The sequence below is a fragment of the Actinomadura parmotrematis genome (assembly GCF_019458805.1).
Classification (GTDB): Bacteria; Actinomycetota; Actinomycetes; order Streptosporangiales; family Streptosporangiaceae; genus Spirillospora; species Spirillospora parmotrematis.
The window spans coordinates 93641-115088 of sequence record NZ_JAIBOA010000016.1 but is presented as its reverse complement, the minus strand read 5'-3'; the positions used below and the strand labels follow the sequence as shown (position 1 = coordinate 115088).

Sequence of the window (21448 nt, the reverse complement as noted above, 5' to 3'; positions counted from 1 at the left end):
GTTATCGGCGGTCGGTGGTGAGTTCGTCGAGGCGGGCGGCGAGCACCGCGCCCATCTCCGACGCGGGGCCGGGCTCCATCAGGTGGTGGTGCTCGACGTCGAGGGGGTGGTCCTCGATCGTGCCGTCCACCAGGCCCGACCAGGTGCCGTGCGCGGTCGGGGAGCCGGCGTCGCGGCCCTGGAGGGCGGTGAAGAACACCACGTCGCCGCGGAACGGCCGGGGCCGGTACTCCTCGGACTGGCGCACGCCGTTCTCGTAGTTGCGGTAGACGTTCACCAGGTCGTTCTCGTCCAGGGTGGCGAGGGCGTCGCCGCGCTCGGCGAGCACGCCCATGATCTGGTCGAGGTCGGGGTTGCCGGCCGGGTCGAGCATGGTGGCGTCGACGCCGATGCCGAGCAGCAGCTCGGGCAGGATCTGGCGGCGCTCGGAGTCCAGGTCGAGCCCGTGGTAGGAGTCGATCATGGCGAGGAGGTCGACCTGCTCGCCGGCCTCCTGGAGGCGGACGGCGATCTCGTAGGCGACGAGGCCGCCGAGGGACCAGCCGGCCAGCCGGTAGGGGCCGTGCGGCCGCACGCCGCGGATCAGCTCCAGGTAGTCGGCGGCCATCTCCTCGATCGAGCCGGGCAGCTCGTCGCGGGTGAACGCGCGCGCCTGGAGGCCGTAGATGGGCTGGTCGGGGCCGAGGTAGCGCTGGAACTGGAAGTAGTTCCAGGCCAGGCCGCCCGCCGGGTGGACGAAGAACAGCGGCGGCCGCGTCCCGCTCTCGCGGATCGGCAGCAGCACCTCGAAGCCGAGGTCGGGCTGCCCGTCGGCGGCCAGCAGCGCCTCCACGGTCTGCCGGGTGAACAGGTCCTTCGGGGTGAGCTCGAGGCCGGCCTGGCGGGCGCGGGTGACGAGCTTGAGGGCGGTGATGCTGTCGCCGCCGTAGTCGAAGAAGCTGACGTCCGCGCCGACCCGCTCGACGCCGAGGACCTCGGCGAACAAGGCGCAGAGGGTCTCCTCCTCGGGCGTGGCGGGCGCGCGCCCGGCGAGCGCCTCGCCGTAGTCGGGGGCGGGCAGGGCGCGCCGGTCGAGCTTGCCCGTCGGGCCGATCGGGAAGGTGTCCAGGACGACGACGGCGGCCGGGACCATGTACTCGGGCAGCCGCTCCCCTGCGAACCGGCGCAGGTCGGGGACCTCGCGGCCCGCGACGGGCAGGACGTAGGCGACGAGGCGCTTCAGGCCGGGCTCGTCCTCGCGGGCGAGGACGGCGACGTTGGCGACCGAGGGGTGCGCGGCGATCGCCGACTCGATCTCGCCGAGCTCGATCCGGAACCCGCGCACCTTCACCTGGAAGTCCGCCCGGTCGACGTACTCCAAGGTCCCGTCGTCCCGCCACCGCAGCAGGTCGCCGGTGCGGTACATGCGCTCGCCGGGGGCGCCGAAGGGGTTGGCGACGAACCGCTCGGAGGTGAGGACGGGCCGGTCGAGGTAGCCGCGCCCCATACCGGCGCCCGCGATGTACGCCTCGCCGGTGACTCCCGGCGGGACGGGCTGGAGCGCCTCGTCCAGCAGGTAGACCTGCATGTCGTCGATGGGGCTGCCGAGGACGGGGAGGGTCTCGCCCGCCTCCAGCGGGCCGCGCATCCCGGCGACGGTGGTGTAGGTGGTGCACTCGGTCGGGCCGTAGACGTTGCCGACCTCGGTGTCGGGGCAGGCGGCGAGGACCTTGCGCATCGCCGCGACCGACCCGGCCTCGCCGCCGGTGAGGACCTCCCGCAGGTGCGCGAACGCCTCCGGGCGCTCCTCGGCGACCAGGTTGAACAGGGTGGTGGTGATGAACAGCCCCTGCACGTCCTCCTCGACGATCACCTTCTCCAGGGTGGCGGCGTCGAGCCGCCCCTTCGGCGCGACGACGACGGTCCCGCCGTGCAGCAGCGGCGTCCAGATCTCGTAGGTGGAGGCGTCGAAGGCGTGCGGGGAGTGCATGAGGACGCGGTCGTGGGCGCCGTTGGTCATGGCGGCGTCGTCGGCCAGGTCCACGACGTCGCGGTGGCGGACCATGACGCCCTTCGGCAGGCCCGTCGAGCCGGAGGTGAACAGCACGTAGGCGAGGCGGTCGGGCTGCACCTCGACGTCGGGCGCGTGCGCGGGGCCGTCCCCGTCCTCAGTCCCGTCGAGGACGATGGTGCGGGCGGTCGCCCGGACGTCCGCGACGAGCGGCGCGGTGACCGCGTCGACGAGCAGGACGGGCGCGCCGACCTCCTCGATGGCCCAGGCGATGCGGTCGGCCGGGTAGCTGTGGTGGATCGGCGCGTACACCCCGCCCGCCTTGACGATGGCGAGGGTGGCGACGACGACGTCGGCGGACCGGTCGAGGAGCGTGGCGACGCGCGTCTCGGGGCCGACGCCGAGCCCGGCGAGGCGGTGCGCGAGGCGGTTGGCGCGCTCGTCGAGCTCCCGGTAGGTGAGCGTGGTGTCGCCGGCGCGGACCGCGACGGCGTCCGGGGCGGCGGCGACGCGGGCGGCGAACCGGCCGGTGATCGTGGCGGGCGCGGTCCCGGCGCGGCCGGTGACCGGGCCCTGCCAGGCGCGGAGGACGCGGGTGCGCTCGGCGGCGTCGAGGACGTCGATGCGGCCGAGCGGCGTCGCGGGCCGGTGCGCGATCGTCTCCAGGGCGCGCCGCAGCCGCCCCATGATCCGCCCGGCGGCGGCGTCGTCGAACACGTCCCGCCGGTGGTCCAGGCGGAGCGACAGCCGCCGGCCGGGGACGGCGGCGAGGGCGAGCGGGTAGTGGGTGGCGTCGTAGCCGTCGAGGGCGCTGATGGCGAGGCCGCCGAGGTCGGTGCCGGCGGCGTCGGGGTCGAAGGGGTAGTTCTCCAGCACCGTCATGGTGTCGAAGAGCGTCCCGGCGCCGTGCAGCCGCTGGATGTCGGCGAGGCCGAGGTGGTGGTGGGCCAGCAGGTCGGCCTGCTCGCCCTGGAGACGGCGGAGCGCCTCCGCGACGGTGTCGGCGGGCCGGACGGCGACGCGGACGGGCAGCGTGTTGATGAACAGGCCGATCATCTGCTCGACGCCGGGCAGCTCGGGCGGCCGCCCGGACACGGCCGCGCCGAACACCACGTCGGTGCCGCCGGTCAGCCGGGACAGCACGACGCCCCACGCGAGCTGCAGGACGGTGTTGAGGGTGACGCCCTCGGCGCGGGCGCGCGTGTTGAGGGCGGCGGTCAGGTCCTCGGGCAGCGCGACGCGGACGCGGCCGGGCGCCGCCTCGCCGCCGGGCGCGCCGGCGTCGGGCGCGACGAGCGTCGGCTCGTCCACGCCGTCCAGGGCGCGCCGCCAGGCGTCCTCGGCGGCGGTGCGGTCCTGCTTGGCCACCCACGCCAGGTAGTTCTTGTAGGGGGTGACGCGCGGCATGCCGGTGTCGTCGCCCTTGGTGAGGTAGAGGGTGAACAGCTCGGTCTGCAGGATCGGGGTGGACCAGCCGTCCAGCAGGATGTGGTGGTTGGTGAGGATCAGCCGGTGCCGGTCCTCGCCCGTCCGCACCAGGACGAACCGCATGAGCGGCGGCTTGGCCATGTCGAACGGCGTCGCCCGCTCGCGGGCGGCGATCGCGTCCGCCTCGGCGGCGCGGTCGGCCTCGGGCAGGCCGGTGAGGTCGACCTCCTCCCAGGGCGTGCGGACCCGGCGGTGCACGACCTGGACGGGCGTGCCCTCCTTGCGCTGGCGGAACCCGGCGCGCAGGTTGGCGTGCCGGGCCAGCAGCGTGCCCGCGGCGGCGCGGAGCGCGCCGGCGTCCAGGGGGCCGTCCAGGGCGCAGACGAGCTGTGCGGTGTAGACGTCCCGGTCGTCGCCGTAGAGGGCGTGGAAGAACAGGCCCTGCTGGAGCGGCGACAGCGGCAGCACGTCCTCCAGCTGGGACGGCTTCTTCGGCTGCTCGGTCATCGTCAGTCCAGCTCCCAATCGCCGTCCAGCTCGGCGGCGAGGTCGTCGATCTCGTCCTGGTCGATCTCGACCAGGGACAGGTCGGAGGGGGTGAAGCCGCCGACCGGGCCGTCCGCGGGGGCGTCCACGACGTGCGCGACGAGGCCGCGCAGCGCGGCCGCCCAGCGGCCGGCGAGGTCGGCGATCTCGGTCTCGGCGAACAGGCCGCCCGCCCACGTCCAGGTCGCCGACAGCTCGGGGCCGCCGGGCAGGTCGCGGGTGTGGGCGTTGACCTCGATCGCGTGGACGAGGGCGAGCGCGTCGTCCTGGCCGCCGGCGAGCGCGTCGGTGTCGGCCTGCCCGGCGGGCGACCAGTCGGTCTCGGCGGGGGCGGCGGCGCGGCCCAGGTAGTTGAACGCGATCTGCGGGGTGCGGGCGGCGGGCAGCCGGTCCTCCAGCAGCCCGTACCCGATGCCGTTGTCGGGCAGCTCGCGCAGCTGCTCCTTGATCCGCTTGAGGGCGGTGCCGACGGCCGGGCCGCCCGCGGTCGCCTCGGCCCAGCCGACGCCGCCCGCGTCCAGCCGGACCGGGAAGATCGAGGTGAACCAGCCGGCCGTGCGGGACAGGTCCACGCCCGGGACGATCTCCTCGCGGCCGTGGCCCTCCAGGTCGATCAGGACCGCGCCGTCCTCCCCCGCGCCGCGCTCGCGCCGCCACTCGGCGACGGCGAGGGCCAGGCCGGTGAGCAGCACGTCGTTGGCGCGGCCGTGGAACGCGGCCGGGACGTCGGTGAGCAGCGGCCCGGTGACGTCGGCGGGCAGGTCCACGGTGAGGTGGCGGGCGGTGCCGAAGGTGTCGGCGGCCGGGTCGAGCGGCCGGTCCGCCAGGTCGGGGTCGGGGGTGGCGAGGATCTCGGTCCACAGCGGGACCTCGGCGAGGCGCCCGGGGTCGGACGCGGCGGCGGCGAGGCGCTGCGCCCAGCGGCGGAACGACGTCGGCACCGGGTCGAGGGCGCCGCCCGCGAGGGCGGCGACCAGGTCGGGCAGCACGATCCGCCACGAGACGCCGTCCACGACCAGGTGGTGGGCGGTGATCAGCAGGCGGCCGGAGGCGGCCGGCCCGGCGTCGAACCAGACGAGCTGCACCATGGTCCCGGCGGCGGGGTCGAGGCGGCGGCGGGCGGCGAGGGACTCGGCGCGCAGGGTGGCCGCGTCGATGCCCTCGACCCGCCGGACGAGCGCGGCGGCGTCCACCGCGCCCGGCTCGGCGACCTCGAAGCCGCCGCCGTCCGGGCCGACGCGGAGGCGGAGCATGTCGTGGTGGTCCAGGACCGCCTGGAGGGCGCGGGCGAGGGCGTCCTCGCCGAGGCCGGGCGGGACGCGCAGCAGCATCCGCTGGCTGTAATCGTTGGTCGGGCCGTGCAGGCGCCGGAACCAGCGCATGATCGGGGTGGGCGGGACGGTGCCGACGCCCGCGCCGGGCGCCTCGACCTCGACCCGCTCGTCCTCGCCCGCGGGGCGGGCGACGGCGGCGAGCTCCTCGACGGTCTGGTGCTGGAACACCTCGCGGGGCGAGATCACCAGGCCGGACTGGCGGGCGCGGGACACGAGCTGGATCGCGATGATCGAGTCGCCGCCCAGGTCGAAGAACCCGTCGTCGACACCGACCCGCTCCAGGCCGAGGACCTCGGCGAACAGGGCGGCGAGGGTCTCCTCCTCCGGCGTGCGCGGGGCGCGGCCGGAGACCTTGGCGCCGAAGTCGGGCGCCGGGAGGGCCTTGCGGTCGAGCTTGCCGTTGGAAGTGAGCGGCAGCGCGTCCAGCTCCACCACGACGGCCGGGACCATGTAGTCCGGCAGGGTGAGGTTGACGAAGCGGCGCAGCTCGCCGGAGTCGACGCCGCCGCCGACCGCGTAGGCGATCAGCCGGTCGTCGCGGACGACGACGGCCGCGTCGCGGACGGAGTCGTGGCGGACGAGGGCCGCCTCGATCTCGCCGAGCTCGATGCGGAAGCCGCGGAGCTGCACCTGCTGGTCGGCGCGGCCGAGGTACTCCAACTTTCCGGATTTGAGCCAGCGGCCGAGGTCTCCGGTGCGGTACATGCGGGTGCCGGGCTTGCCGTGCGGGTCGGCGACGAACCGTTCGGCCGACAGGCCCGGACGGTTGAGGTAGCCGCGGGCGAGGCCGTCGCCCGCGACGTACAGCTCTCCGACGACGCCGATCGGTGCGGGCTGGAGCCGGTCGTCCAGGACGTAGAGCTTGAGGTCCGGGATGCCCTCGCCGATGACGGAACCGGGGGCGGTGGCGGCGTACTCGCGGTCGAGGGCGATGTACGAGACGTGCACCGTGGTCTCGGTGATGCCGTACATGTTGACCAGCGTCGGCGCGTCCTCGGCGTGACGGCTGTACCAGTCGTCCAGACGCCCGAGTTCGAGGGCCTCGCCGCCGAACACGATGTAGCGCAGCGCCAGGTCGGTGCCCGGGGCGTCCCGGTCGGCGGCCATGAGCTGGTAGAACGCCGACGGCGTCTGGTTCAGCACCGTCACGCGCTCGGCCGCCAGCAACTTCAGAAAATCGGCCGGCGTGCGCGACGTCAGGTACGGCACCACGACCAGGCGGCCGCCGTACAGCAGCGAGCCCCACAGCTCCCACACCGAGAAGTCGAAGGCGTAGGAGTGGAACAGCGTCCACACGTCGTCCGGCCCGAAGTGGAACCAGTCCTGCGTGGAGGACAGCAGCCGGGCCACGTTCTGGTGCGGGACGACGACGCCCTTCGGGCGCCCCGTCGACCCCGAGGTGTAGATGACGTAGGCCGGGTGGTCGGGCAGCAGGGGCGCGAGCCGGTCGGCGTCGGTGAGGTCGGTGTCGGCGTAGGCGCCGTCCGCGTCGGCGGACTCGACGGTGAGGACGGGCTTCGCGTCGTCGAGCATGTAGGCGATGCGGTCGGCCGGGTAGTCCGGGTCGACCGGCACGTAGGCGGCGCCCGCCTTCAGCACCGCCAGGATCGCGACGACCAGGTCCGCCGAGCGCGGCAGAGACAGCGCGACGAACCGCTCGGGTCCGACGCCCTGCGCGACGAGGTGGCGGGCGAGGCGGTTGGCGCGGGCGTTCAGCTCGCCGTAGGTGAGGGTGGTGTCCTCGAAGGTGACGGCGGGCGCGTCCGGCCGCGCGGCGGCCTGCGCCTCGAACAGCGCCGGAACGGTGGTGCGGTCGGCCTTCCCGATGGCCGTGCCGCCCGCCCACTTGCGCAGCAGGGTGCGGCGCTCGGCGCGCTCCAGGACGTCGGCGGTGCCGATCGGGGCGTCGGGGGCGTCCACGAGCTCGCGGACGAGGCGCGCGAAGCGGTCGGCGATGGAGGCGGCGGTGTCGGGGTCGAACAGGTCGAGGGCGTACTCCAGGCCGGCCTCGATCCCGGCGGGGGCGCCCTGCTCGTCCTGGCGTTCCTCCAGGTAGAGGGACAGGTCGTACTTGGCGACGCCCGCCGTCAGCGGCTCGGCGCCGCCCGACAGGCCGTCCATCTCCAGCCGGGCCTCGGGATTGTTCTGGAACGACAGCACGACCTGGAACAGCGGGTGCCGGGCCATGGAGCGGGCCGGGTTCAGCACCTCGACGAGGCGCTCGAAGGGGACGTCCTGGTGGGCGTAGGCGGCGAGGTCGGCGTCCTTGACGCGGGCGACGAGGTCGCGGAACGTCGGGTCGCCGGAGGTGTCGGTGCGCAGCACCAGCATGTTGACGAACATGCCGACGAGGTCGTCGAGGGCCTCGTCGGTGCGGCCCGCGATCGGCGACCCGATCGGAACGTCGGTCCCGGCGCCGAGGCGGGTGAGCAGCGCGGCGAACGCGGCCTGCATGACCATGAAGAGGCTGGCGCCGGTCTCGCGGGCGATGGTGCGGAGGGCGGCGTGCACGTCGGCGTCCAGCTCGAACGCGACAGTGCCGCCCCGGTAGGACGCCTCGGTCGGGCGGGGCCGGTCGGCGGGCAGTTCGAGCTGGTCGGGCAGCCCGGCGAGGGCGTCCTTCCAGTGCGCGAGCTGCCGGGAGATGAGGCTGCCGGGGTCGTCCTCGGAGCCGAACAGCTCGTGCTGCCAGAGCGTGTAGTCGGCGTACTGGACGGGCAGCGGCTCCCACTCGGGCGCCTTGCCTTCGGCGCGGGCGGCGTAGGCCAGGACGACGTCGCGGGCGAGCGGCGCCATCGACCAGCCGTCGGCGGCGATGTGGTGCAGGACCAGGGCGAGGACGTGGGAGTCGCCGCCGAGGTCGAACAGGCGGGCGCGGAGCGGCGGCTCGGCGGACAGGTCGAAGCCCTCCCCCACGGCGGCGGCGAGCTCCATCGGCAGGCGCGCCTCGTCGGTCCGCACCACCGGCAGCGCCGGGCGGGCGTCGGCGGCGGGCAGGACGAGCTGGCGCGGGGTGCCGCCGGAGTCGGGGAAGACGGTGCGGAGCGGCTCGTGGCGGGCGACGACGTCGGCGAGCGCGGCCTGCAGCGCGGCGCGGTCCAGGGCGCCGTCGAGGCGGAGCGCGGCGGGCATGTTGAACGTCGCCGACGGCCCCTCGAACCGGTTGAGGAACCACAGGCGCTGCTGCGCGTACGACAGCGGGACGGTGCCCGGCCGGTCGGCGCGTACGAGCGGCGGCCGGGCGGTGCCGGCGGCATCCGCGAGGCGCTCGGCGAGCCCGGCGACGGTCGGCGCCTCGAACAGGGCGCGGACGGGCAGCTCGGCGCCGAGCGCGGTGCGGATGCGGCTGATGAGGCGGGTGGCGACGAGGGAGTCGCCGCCGAGGTCGAAGAAGGAGTCGTCCACGCCGACGCGGGCGACGCCGAGGATCTCCCCGAACAGCCCGCAGAGGATCTCCTCCTGCGGGGAGCGCGGGGCGCGGCTGACGGTCGCGGCGGCGCCCGGCTCGGGCAGCGCCCGCCGGTCGAGCTTGCCGTTGACGGTGAGGGGCAGCGCGTCGAGGACGGTCAGCGACGGCACCATGTAGTCGGGCAGGTGCGCGGCGGCGTGGCGGCGGACCGCCGCGGCGTCCAGGCCGGCGCCGCCCGCTGGGACCAGGTAGGCGGCGAGGCGGCCGTCACGGACGACGACGGCGGCGTGCGCGACGGCGGCGTGGCGCACGAGGACGCTCTCGACCTCGCCGAGCTCGACCCGGAACCCGCGGATCTTCACCTGGTCGTCGACCCGGCCGAGGTATTCGATCTTCCCGTCGAACGTCCAGCGGACGAGGTCGCCGGTGCGGTACATCCGCTCCCCCGGCGCGCCGAACGGGTCGGCGACGAACCGCTCCGCCGTCAGGCCGGGACGGCCGAGGTAGCCGCGGGCGAGCTGGGCGCCCGCCAGGTACAGCTCGCCGGGCAGGCCGGGCGCGGCCGGCTGGAGCGCGGCGTCCAGTACATAGGCGCGGGTGGCGCGGTACGGGGAGCCGATGGTGGGCCGCGCGGCGTCGGTGACGCGGGCGTTCATGGTGTCGACGGTCGACTCGGTCGGCCCGTAGAAGTTGCGGACGGTGACGCCGGTGAGGGCGCGCAGCTCGTCCCAGAGCGCCTGGCCGATCGCCTCGCCGCCGAGCAGCAGCGTGGACGGGCGGTGCGCGGCGGTGAGCAGCCCCGAGTCGCGGAGCGACTGGAAGTGCGACGGGGTCGTGTTGACCAGGTCGATGCGGGCGGCGGCGATGTACGCGGCGAAGCCCGCGACGTCGCGGCGCAGCTCGTCGTCGATCAGGTGCAGCTCCTGGCCGTGCAGCATCCACAGCAGGCCGTGCCAGGAGGTGTCGAACGAGAACGACGCGGTGTGCGCGAACCGCATCCGCCGCCCGGCCCGCTCGATCTCCGGCTCCATGAAGGAGGCCCGGTGCGCCTCGTAGTAGTTGAGGACGGCCGCGTGCGCGACGGGGACGCCCTTCGGGCGGCCGGTCGAGCCGGAGGTGTAGATGACGTAGGCGGCGTTGCCGGGCAGCAGCGGCCGGACGCGGTCGGCGTCGGACGGGTCGTGGTCGGGGCGGCCGGACACGTCCGGGCTCTCGGCGCCGATGGTGAGGACGGGCGCGGCGTCGTCCAGCATGTAGGCGATGCGGTCGGCCGGGTACTCGGGGTCGATCGGCACGTAGGCGGCGCCGGCCTTCAGCACGCCGAGGATCGCCGCGACCATCTCGGGGGTGCGGGGCAGGACGAGGGCGACGCGGTCCTCGGCGCCGATGCCGCGGGCGATGAGCTCGTGGGCGAGGCGGTTGGCGCGCCCGTTCAGCTCCGCGAAGGTGAGCGCCTCGCCGTTCGCGACGAGCGCGGTCGCGTCCGGGGTCCGCGCGGCCTGCCGCTCGAACAGCGACGCGAGGGTGCCGGGGACGGGCTCGGCGGCGGTGGCGTTCCACGCGGCGAGCCGGGCGCGCTCGTCCTCCCCCGCGACGTCCACGGCGCCGATCGGCTGGTCGGCGTCCTCGGCGAACGCCTCCAGGAACCGGCGGGTGCGGGCGAGCAGCCCCTCCACGACCTCGGCGTCGTACACGTCCGGCCGGTAGTGCAGCCGCAGCGACAGTTCCTTGTCCGGGATGGCGACGAAGGACAGCGGGAAGTGGGTGGCGTCGTAGGAGTCGAAGCCGGTGATGCGGACGCCGTTCAGCTCGCCGTCCATGGACGCGGGGTCGAACGGGTAGTTCTCCAGCACCGTCATGGTGTCGAAGAGCGGCCCGCCGGTCCCGGCGACCTTCTGGATGTCGGTGAGGCCGAGGTGGTGGTGGGCGAGCAGCTCGGTCTGCTCGTCCTGGAGGCGCTCCAGGAGCGCCGACAGCGGCTCGTCCAGGGAGTAGCGGACGCGGATCGGCAGCGTGTTGATGAACAGGCCGATCATCTGCTCGACGCCGGGCAGCTCGGGCGGCCGGCCGGACACCGTCGCGCCGAACACCACGTCGCCGGTGCCGAGGAGGCGGCCGAGGGTGAGGCCCCAGGCGGCCTGGAGGACGGTCGACAGGGTGACGCCGTGGCGGCGGGCGGCGCGGCCGAGCTTCCTGGTCAGCCGCTCGTCGAGGGCGGTGCTCGTGCGGGCGGGGCGGACCGGCGGGCGGCCGGCGGCCTCGGGCGCGACGAGCGTCGGCTCGTCCACGCCGGCCAGCGCGCGGCGCCAGGCGTCCTCGGCGGCGGTGCGGTCCTGCCCGGCGAGCCAGGCCAGGTAGTTCTTGTAGGGGGTGACGCGCGGGAACCCGGCGTCGTGGCCGCCCTGGATGTAGAGCAGGAATAGCTCGGTCGCGAGGACCGGCGTCGACCAGCCGTCCCACAGGATGTGGTGGTTGGTGAGGACCAGGCGGTGGCGGTCGGCGGCGAGGCGGACGAGGACGAAGCGGAGCAGCGGCGGCTCCGTGACGTCGAAGCCGCGGGCCCGCTCCTCCTGGACGATCGCCTCGGCGGCGGCGTCGTCGGCCGCCTCGGCCTCGCGCCACGGCAGCTCGGCGGCGCGCGGGATCACCTGGACGGGCCTCGACAGGTCCTCGTGCCAGAACGCGGCGCGCAGGTTGCCGTGGCGGCGCAGCAGCGTGTCGGCGGCGGCGCGGAGCGCGGCGGCGTCCAGCGGGCCGGCCAGATCCAGCACGATCTGCGCCGTGTAGACGTCGCTGTCGCCGGGGGCCTCCCCCGAGTCGAGCAGCGCGTGGAAGAAGAAACCCTGCTGCAAGGGGGACAGCGGCAGGATGTCTTCGAGGTCCCCCCGGTTCACTTCTTGCCCTTCCACGCGTCCTGGAGTCGGTCGATCTCGGTCTGGTCGAGGTCGACCAGCAGGTCCGAGGGGGTGAAGCCGCCGGCGCCGCCCTCGGCGGCGCCGCTCGCGACGTGCGCGACGAGGCCGCGCAGCGCGGCGAACCACGCGTCGGCGAGGGCGCGCACCTCGTCCTCGCCGAGCAGCCCGTCCGGCCACGTCCACGCGGCGGACAGCACGGGACCGGCGGCGAGGTCCCGGGTGATGGCGTTGATCTCCAGCAGGTGCGCGAACGGCATCCGCGGGTCCTCGCCGGCGGGCAGCGGCTCGGGCGCGATGCTCCAGTCGCCGCCCTCGTCGCCGGGCGCGACCCGGCCGAGGTAGTTGAACGCCAGCTGCGCGGGCGGCGCCTCGGCGAGCTCCTCGCCCGCGTCCGCGTCCAGGTAGCGGAGCAGGCCGTAGCCGGTGCCGTCGCCGGGCACCTGCCGGAGCTGCTCCTTGACCTTCTTCAGCGCGTTCCCGGCGGCCGCGCCGCCCGCCTCGACCTGCGCCCAGTCGGCGAGGCCGGCGTCCAGGCGGACGGGGTGGATGGAGGTGAACCAGCCGGCGGTGCGCGACAGGTCCACGCCCGGGACGGCGTCGCCGCGGCCGTGGCCCTCCAGGTCGACCAGGACGCTCGTGCCGCGCCCGCCCCGACTCTTGCGCCACTGCGCGACGGCGAGCGCGAGGCCGGTGAGCAGCACGTCGTTGGCGCGGCCGTGGAACGCGGCCGGGACGTCGGTGAGCAGCGGCCCGGTGACGTCGGCGGGCAGCTCCAGGGTCAGCGACCGGGCGCGGGCGGCGATGTCCACGCGCGGGTCCAGCGCCCGGGACGCCAGCGGGGCGTTCGGGCCGTCCACGATGTCGAGCCAGGCGTCCAGCTCGTCCGCGCGGTCGGGGTCGGACGCCGACGCGGTGAGGCGCTGCGCCCAGCGGCGGAACGACGTCGGCACCGGGTCCGGGTCGGCGCCCGCCCAGGCCGCGACGAGGTCGGGCGCGATGATCCGCCAGGTGACGCCGTCCACGACCAGGTGGTGCAGCACGAGCAGCAGGCGGCCCTGCTCCTCGCCGGCGTCGAACCAGACGAGCTGCGCCATGACGCCGGCGGCCGGGTCGAGCCGGTCGCGGGCGGCGAGGGCCTGCTCGGTGATCGTCGCGGCGAGCTTGTCGGCGTCCAGGCCGGTCACGTCCACGCGGGTGACGAGGCCCTCGGCGGACGCCTCGGCGCGGACGACCGGCTGCCAAGCGTCGCCGTCGGCGTCGAGGCGGAGGCGCAGGACGTCGTGGCGGTCCAGGACGGTCTGGTAGGCGGCGGTGAGGGCCTCGACGCCGAGCCCGGCGGGGGTGCGGAGCAGCAGCGACTGGTGGAAGCCGGCGATCAGCTCGGCGTCGCCGTCGACCCGGTCGCGCAGCCACGCCACGATCGGCGTGACCGGGACGGGGCCGACGCCCGCGCCGGGCGCCTCGACCTCGACCTCCTCGCCCTCGCCCGCAGGGCGGGCGACGGCGGCGAGCTCCTCGACGGTCTGGTGCTGGAACACCTCGCGGGGCGAGATGACCAGGCCGGACTGGCGGGCGCGGGACACGAGCTGGATCGCGATGATCGAGTCGCCGCCCAGGTCGAAGAACCCGTCGTCGACGCCGACCCGCTCCAGGCCGAGGACTTCGGCGAACAGGGCGGCGAGGGTCTCCTCCTCCGGCGTGCGCGGGGCGGTCCCCGACACCTTCGCGCCGAAGTCGGGCGCGGGCAGCGCCTTGCGGTCGAGCTTGCCGTTGACGGTCAGCGGGAGCGCGTCCAGCTCCACCACGACGGCCGGGACCATGTGGTCGGGCAGGTCCTGCGCGACGAACTTGCGGAGGACGCCCGAGTCGACGTCCTCCCCGACGACGTAGGCGACCAGGCGGTCGTCGCGGACGACGACCGCGACGTCCTGGACCGCGTCGTGGCGCGAGAGCGCCGCCTCGACCTCGCCGAGCTCGATGCGGAAGCCGCGGAGCTGCACCTGCTGGTCCGAGCGGCCCAGGTACTCCAGTTTTCCGGATTTGAGCCAGCGGCCGAGGTCGCCGGTGCGGTACATGCGGGTGCCGGGCTTGCCGTAGGGGTCGGCGACGAACCGTTCGGCCGACAGGCCCGGACGGTTGAGGTAGCCGCGCGCCAGGCCGCGTCCCGCCACGTACAGCTCGCCGACGACGCCGGGGGCGGTCGGCTGGAGACGCTCGTCCAGGACGTAGACGCGCAGATCGGGGATGCCCTCGCCGATGACCGAGCCGGGGGCTGTGGCGGCGTAGGCGCGGTCCAGGGCGATGTACGAGACGTGCACCGTGGTCTCGGTGATGCCGTACATGTTGACCAGCGTCGGCGCGTCCTCGGCGTGACGGCTGTACCAGTCGTCCAGACGGCCCAGCTCCAGGGCCTCGCCTCCGAACACCACGTACCGCAGCGCCAGATCCGTCCCCGGGGCGTCCCGGTCGGCGGCCATGAGCTGGTAGAACGCCGACGGCGTCTGGTTCAGCACCGTCACGCGCTCGGCCGCCAGCAACTTCAGAAAATCCGCCGGCGTGCGCGACGTCAGATACGGCACCACGACCAGGCGGCCGCCGTACAGCAGCGAGCCCCACAGCTCCCAGACGGTGAAGTCGAAGGCGTAGGAGTGGAACAGCGTCCACACGTCGTCGGGGCCGAAGTCGAACCACCGCTCGGTCGCGCCGAGGAGCCGGACGACGTTCTGGTGCGGGACGACGACGCCCTTCGGGCGGCCCGTCGATCCCGAGGTGTAGATGACGTAGGCCGGGTGGTCGGGCAGCAGCGGCCGGACGCGGTCCTCCTCGCGGAGGTCGCCGTCCAGGTAGGCCGAGTGCTCGCCCTCGTCCAGCAGGACGCGCGGCAGGCCCTCGGGCAGCGCCGTCCCGGCGTCGGTGGTGGTGATGGCGAGGGTCGGGCGCGCGTCGTCGAGCATGTAGGCGATGCGGTCGGCCGGGTAGTCCGGGTCGACCGGCACGTACGCGGCGCCCGCCTTCAGCACCGCCAGGATCGCGACGACGAGCTCCGCCGAGCGCGGCAGGGCGAGGGCGACGAAGTCCTCCGCGCCGATCTCGCGGGCGGCGAGGTAGCGGGCGAGGCGGTTGGCCTCGGCGTTGACCTCGGCGTAGGTGAGGGTGCGGTCCTCGAAGGTGACGGCGGGCGCGTCCGGCCGCGCGGCGGCCTGCGCCTCGAACAGCGCGGGGATCGTGGCGCGCGGTTCGGCGGCGTCCAGCAGCGCGCCGCCGGCCCACTCCCCCAGGATCGCGGCGCGCTCGCCCGCGGCGAGGACGGGCGCGGCGGCGACGGGGGCGTCGGGGTCGGCGAGGAGCGCGGCGAGGAACCGCTCGAAGCGGGCGACGAGGGCGCTGGCGGTCGCCGGGTCGTACAGGTCGAGGGCGTACTCCAGCTCGCCGCCCAGGCCGCCGTCGCGCTCGGTGAGGACCATGAGCAGGTCGAAGCGGGCGACGGCGGCGCGCAGCGGCTCGACCTCGGCGGTGAATCCGGGCAGCTCGACGCGGGCCTCGGGGTTGTTCTGGAAGGTGAGGCCGACCTGGAACAGCGGGTGCCGGCCGAGGTGGCGCGGCGGGTTCAGCACCTCGACGAGGCGCTCGAACGGGACGTCCTGGTGGGCGTAGGCGGCGAGGTCGGTCTCGCGGACGCGGCCGACGAGCTCGCGGAACGTCGGGTCGCCGGAGGTGTCGGTGCGGAACACCAGCATGTTGACGAACATGCCGACGAGGTCGTCGAGGGCCTCGTCCGTGCGGCCCGCGATCGGCGACCCGATCGGGACGTCGGTGCCCGCGCCGAGGCGCGTGAGCAGCGCGGCGAACGCGGCCTGGGCGACCATGAACGGGCTGGCGCCGGTCTCGCGCGCCACCCGCTGGAGGCCCTCGGCGACGTCGGCGCCGAGCTGGAAATGGGTGGTGGCGCCGCGGTAGGACGCCTCGGCCGGGCGGGGCCGGTCGGCGGGCAGCTCCAGCTCCTCGGGGACGCCGGCGAGGGCGTCCTTCCAGTAGGCGATCTGCCGGGAGATGAGGCTCTCGGGGTCGTCCTCGGACCCGAACAGCTCCTGCTGCCACAGCGTGTAGTCGGCGTACTGGACCGGCAGCGGCGCCCAGCCGGGCGCCGCGCCCTGGGCGCGGGCGGCGTAGGCGGTGATGAGGTCGGTGGCGAGGGGCGCCATCGACCAGCCGTCGCCGCCGATGTGGTGCATGAGCAGCAGCACCACGTGCTCGGGCTCGGCGCCCGCGCCGCCGTCGGTCAGGCGGTACAGGTGGGCGCGCAGCGGCGGCTCGGCGGAGATGTCGAACGCGTACCCGGCGGCGGTGCCGAGCCGCGAGGGCAGCTCGGCGGCGGTGGTCTCGGCGGTCTGCAGCTCGGGGCGGGCGGTGGCCGGGTCCAGGATGAGCTGGCGCGGGACGCCGCCGCTGTCGGGCAGCACGGTCCGCAGCGACTCGTGGCGGGCGACGAGGTCGCCGAGCGCGGTCTGCAGGGCGTCCGCGTCGAGGGCGCCGCGGATGCGGAGCGCGATCGGCATGTTGTAGGTCGCCGACGGGCCCTCGAACCGGTTGAGGAACCACAGGCGCTGCTGCGCGTAGGACGGCGGCACCGTCTCGGGCCGCTCGCGGGCGGTGAGCGCCGGGCGGAGCGCCTCGCCGCCGTCGGCGAGGGCGGCGGCGAGGCCGGCGACGGTCGGGGACTCGAACAGGGCGCGGACGGGCAGCTCGACGTCCAGGGCGCGGCGCACCCGGCTGACGACGCGGGTCGCGATGAGCGAGTTGCCGCCGTGCTCGAAGAAGTCGTCGTCGATGCCGACGCGGTCGCGGCCGAGCAGCTCGGCGAAGACGGCGGCGATGGCGCGCTCGCGGTCGTCGCGCGGCTCCCGGTAGGGGGCGGTCGGGGCGGTGATCTCCGGCTTGGGCAGCGCCTTGGTGTCGACCTTGCCGTTCGGGGTGAGCGGCAGCTCGTCCAGCACGACGACGGCGGCCGGGACCATCGACTCCGGCAGGTTCGCGCGGGCGTGGGCGCGCAGCTCCTCGGCGTCGACGGCCTGGCCGGGCGCGGCGACGACGTAGGCGACGAGCCGCTTGACGGCGGGCGCCTCGGGGAGCTCGACGGTGACGGCCGCGCGGCGGTCGTCGGCGCCGGGCAGGTCCAGGGCGCCGACGGTGACGGCGGCGCGGGACGCCACGGCCGCCTCCAGCACCTGCCGGAACCAGCCGGCGAACCGCTCGACGGTGCCGCGGTCGAACAGGTCGAGGGCGTACTCGACCGTGCCGGTGAGGCCGCCGGAGCCGTCGCGCGGCTCCTCCAGCAGGAACTCCAGGTCGAACTTGGCGACGCCGGCGTCCACCGGCTCGACGCCGACGGTGAGGCCGGGCAGCTCGACGGTCGCCTCCGGGTTGTTCTGGAGGGTCAGCATGACCTGGAACAGCGGGTGGCGGGCGAGCGAGCGGGCCGGGTTCAGCACCTCCACCAGGCGCTCGAACGGGACGTCCTGGTGGGCGTAGGCGGCGAGGTCGGTCTCGCGGACGCGGGCGAGGAGCTCGGCGAACGTCGGGTCGCCCGAGGTGTCGGTGCGCAGCACCAGGGTGTTGACGAAGACGCCGACGAGGTCGTCGAGGGCCTCGTCGGTGCGGCCCGCGATCGGCGACCCGATCGGGACGTCGGTGCCCGCGCCGAGGCGCGTGAGCAGCGCGGCGAGCGCGGCCTGCAGCACCATGAACAGGCTGGTCTGGTGGGCGCGGGCGAGGTCGGCGAGGCCCGCGTGCAGGTCGGCGGGCAGCTCGAAGGCGACCTGGCCGCCCCGGTAGGACGCCCGGTCGGGGCGCGGCCGGTCGGTCGGCAGCGGCGTCTGGTCGGGCAGCCCGGCGAGGGCGTCCTTCCAGTAGGAGAGCTGCGCGGCGGCCAGGCTGCCCGGGTCGTCCTCGGCGCCGAGCAGCTCGCGCTGCCACAGCGCGTAGTCGGCGTACTGGACGGGCAGCGGCGCCCAGCCGGGCGCGGCGCCGTCGCGGCGGGCGACGTAGGCGGTGATGACGTCGCGGGCCAGCGGCGCCAGCGACCAGCCGTCCCCGGCGATGTGGTGCAGGACGAGGAGCAGCAGGTGCTCGTCGTCGCCGAGCCGGTAGAGGTGGGCGCGCAGCGGCAGGTCCGCCGACAGGTCGAAGCCGCGGGTGGCGTCGGCGAACAGGGCGGCGTGCAGGTCGCCGCCCGCGACGCGGCCGACGTGCAGGACCGGCTCGGCGTCCCCGGCGGGCAGGATCCGCTGCACGGCGGCGCCGTCGGCCTCGCCGAACAGGGTCCGCAGCGACTCGTGGCGGGCGGTGACGTCGCGCAGCGCCGCGCGGACCGCGGCGACGTCCAGCGCGCCGGTGAGGCGCAGCGGGATCGGCATGTTGTACGTCGCGGTGCCGCCTTCGAGCTGGTTCAGGAACCAGAGGCGCTCCTGCGCGAACGAGGCGGGCAGCGGCTCGGGGCGGGCGGCCGGGCGCAGCACCGGGCGGGACGCCTCGGGGCTGCTCGCGGCCAGGTGCTCGGCGAGCCCGGCGACCGTCGGGAACTCGAACAGGGCGCGGACGGCGAGCTCGGCGTCCAGCGCGGCGCGGGCCCGCGACACCACGCGGGTCGCCTTCAGCGAGTCGCCGCCGAGGTCGAAGAAGTCGTCGTCGATGCCGATCCGCGGCAGGCCGAGCACCTCGGCGAACACCCCGCAGAGGATCTCCTCGCGGGCGTCGCGGGGGCCGCGGCCGACCTCGGAGGCGGCGAACACCGGGTCGGGCAGCGCGCCGCGGTCCAGCTTGCCGGCCGGGTTCAGCGGCATGGCGTCCAGCACCACCACCGCCGAGGGGATCATGTACTCGGGCAGCGTGCGGGCCAGGAACTCCCTGACCCCCGCCGGGTCCGGGTCGCCGCCGGCGGCGCCGACGACGTAGGCGACCAGGGCGGTGTCGCCGACGGCGTCCTTGCGGGCCGTCACCACGTTCTGCGCGACGAGCGGGTGCGCGGCGAGCGCCGTCTCGATCTCGCCGAGCTCGATGCGGAACCCGCGGACCTTCACCTGGTCGTCCTGGCGGCCCATGAACTCCAGCTGGCCGTCGGGCCGCCAGCGCACCACGTCGCCGGTGCGGTACATGCGCTCGCCGGGCTCCCCGAACGGGCAGGCGACGAACCGCTCGGCGGTGAGACCGGGCCGGTTCAGGTAGCCGCGGGTGACGCCCTTGGTCGCCAGGTACAGCTCGCCGGGCACGCCCACGGGGACGGGCTTCAGCGCGTCGTCCAGGACGAAGCCGCGCACGTTCGGCATGAGCGGGCCCATCGGGGCGTGGCCCTCGGGGTTGCCGTCGTCGAACCAGGTCGTCACCATGACGGTGATCTCGGTCGGGCCGTAGATGTTGGAGACCCGCGAGTCCGGCGCGAGCGCGCGGACGTCGCGCAGCAGCCGCGGCGGCATCGCCTCGCCGCCGAGCGAGATGTCGCCGATCTCCAGTTTCAGGCCGCCGCGCGCGATGACGGCGGCGAACGCCGACGGGACGCCGCAGAGCAGGGTGCCCTGCCAGCCGCCGCGCTCGGTCAGCTCCAGCAGGTCGCGGACGACGTCCAGGCGGCCGCCCGCGGCGAGCGTCAGGTACCACTCCATGACCGACACGTCGAAGTTCAGCGACGTGGCGAACAGGGTGTGCGCCATCATCTCGGGCGTGAACACCGGCAGCATCCGCTCCCGGTAGTCGACGAGGTTGGCGTGCGTGACGACGACGCCCTTCGGGCGGCCCGTCGACCCCGAGGTGTAGATGACGTAGGCGGGGTTGTCGTGCCGGACCGGCCGGACCCGCTCGCCCTGGGCCAGGTCGTGGCCGGGCAGCGCGTCCAGGTCGAGGGCGTCGACGTCGACGCGGCGCACGCCCGGCGGCAGCGCCAGCTCCACGGTGCTCGCGGTGAGGACGGCCTTCGGCGCGGCGTCGGCCAGCATGAACGCGACGCGGTCGGCCGGGTAGGCGGGGTCCAGGGCCTGGTAGGCGCCGCCCGCCTTCATCGCCGCGAGCGTCGCGACGACGGTGCGGTGGTCGTGCGGCATCGACACCGCGACCAGGTCCTCGGGGCCGACGCCGAGGCCGACCAGGTGCCGGGCCAGGCGGTTGGCCCGCGCGTTCAGCTCGGCGTAGGTGAGCCACACCTCGCCGCAGGTGACGGCGACCGCGTCCGGCCTCTCCGCCGCCCGCGCCTCGAACAGCTCGTGCGCGAGGGGGGTGCGGTCGACGTCCTTGTAGGTGTCGTTCCACTCGACGAGGATGCGGTGCCGCTCGGCCTCGTCGAGGATCTCCACGTCGCGGAGGCGCGTCGACGGGTCGACGGCGGCGAGCTCGCGCATGAGGCGGATGTAGCGGTCGTGGTGGGCGGCGACCTCGTCCGCGTCGTACAGGTCGGGGTGCGCCTCGAAGTCGACGCGCATCCCGGCGCCGTCGAAGTTGTCGTAGATGTTGATCATCAGGTCGTCGTTGGGGCCGACGGTGACGGCGTGCATCCGGCCCGGCGTCCCGGCGAAGTCCAGCCGGTAGTCGAACGCCATGATGTTGATGACCGTGCCGTACAGGTTGCGGCGCTCGCCGAGCAGCTTCAGGTCGCGCTGCAGGTCCTCGTGCCGGTAGCGCTGGTGGCGGAGCGCGCGGGCGCTCGCCCGGGTCACCGAGCGGACCAGCTCCTCCACCGTCATGTCGGGGCGGACCTCGACGCGCAGCGGCAGGATCGACGACAGCATCGCCGGCGTCGCGAGGGCCAGCTCGGTGGCGCGGCCGGTGACGGCGAGGCCGAGGATGACGTCGCGCTCGCCGGTCATCTTCGCCACGTAGGCGGCGGTCGCGGCGATCGCGAGGCCCTGCGTGGCGGTGCGGAGGCGCCGCGAGCCCGCCACGAGACCGGCGGTCTGGTCCGGGGGGACGGTGACGGCGCGCGCGTGGTAGTCGGCGGTCGGCAGCGCCGTCTCGTCGGTGAGGCGGGTCGCCGTGGGGCGGTCGGCGAACCGCTCCAGCCAGTAGGCGCGGTCCCGCTCGAACTTCTCCGACTCGCGGTAGGCGGCCTCGTCGGCCAGCAGCCGGCGGTAGTCGCCGAGCTTGGCGGGGACGTACTCGCCGCCGCCGGCGAGCGTGGTGTAGACCTCGGCGGCGCGGTGGCTGATCAGCGAGCCGCAGTAGCCGTCCTGGACGATGTGGTGGGCGCGGATGAACCACCAGTGCACGTCCGGCGCCAGCCTGATCATCTCGGTCGTCACGAGCCGCTCGGCGTCCAGCGGCAGCGGCTCGCGCAGCCGCGCCCGGATGCGCGCGTGCGCGGCCGCCCGCGGGTCGTCCGCACCGCTCAGATCCACCAGCGGAATGGTCTGCGCGGCCTCTCCGATGACCTGGTACGCCATTCCGTCGCGCTCGACGATGCGCACGTGCAGCGCCTCGGCCTCGTGCGCGGCGATGCGCGCGACGCGGTCGAAGAGTTCGTGGTCGAGCGGCCCCTCGATCTCGATGTACTGCGCGATATGGATCGGCGTTTCCGGAACCAGTTGCTGGGCGTACCAGACGCTCTGCTGCGCGGCGGAAAGGGGAACGTACTCGGTGGACGACATCAAGCAGTGCTTTCCCAGTCGGAGGGGTTTCTTCAACACCCGGAAGGGTGACCGGAGCAACGGTCCGGAAGCGGGCGATAAAACGGCTGAACAAAGAACTGCGGGTGTCGCCGTCCCCTTTCCCCGAGTCCCCGGCGGGACGTGGTGCGCGCCCCCGGCGGCGGCCGGATCCGCGCCCGCCCTTCCGGGCCGGCGTCCCC

General features: G+C 74.9%; 3 protein-coding genes. All 3 read right to left on the bottom strand.

What is annotated here, in order from left to right:
• Position 1 precedes the first annotated feature (1 nt).
• Genes K1Y72_RS24060 through K1Y72_RS24050 form a run of 3 tightly spaced genes read right to left on the bottom strand, consistent with a single transcriptional unit; the run spans position 2 to position 21248 of the window.
• Complete coding sequence (locus K1Y72_RS24060; protein ID WP_220168704.1) at positions 2 to 3925, bottom strand: non-ribosomal peptide synthetase; 3924 nt, start codon at positions 3923 to 3925, stop codon at positions 2 to 4.
• A gap of 2 nt (positions 3926 to 3927) precedes the next feature.
• A complete protein-coding gene (locus K1Y72_RS24055; RefSeq protein WP_220168703.1) occupies positions 3928 to 11601 on the bottom strand; it encodes a non-ribosomal peptide synthetase in 7674 nt (2557 codons plus the stop codon).
• Positions 11598 to 21248 (bottom strand): non-ribosomal peptide synthetase, encoded by a 9651-nt coding sequence (locus K1Y72_RS24050; RefSeq protein ID WP_220168702.1) that lies wholly within the window; start codon positions 21246 to 21248, stop codon positions 11598 to 11600. Before K1Y72_RS24050 ends, K1Y72_RS24055 begins: the two co-directional genes overlap by 4 nt.
• Between the last annotated feature and the right edge of the window lie 200 nt (positions 21249 to 21448).

What these genes read in the sequence shown, in the direction of transcription:
- K1Y72_RS24050 (WP_220168702.1), bottom strand. Translation starts at nt 21,248, where the DNA reads ATGTCGTCCACCGAGTACGTTCCCCTTTCCGCCGCGCAGCAGAGCGTC.
- K1Y72_RS24060 (WP_220168704.1), bottom strand. Translation starts at nt 3,925, where the DNA reads ATGACCGAGCAGCCGAAGAAGCCGTCCCAGCTGGAGGACGTGCTGCCG.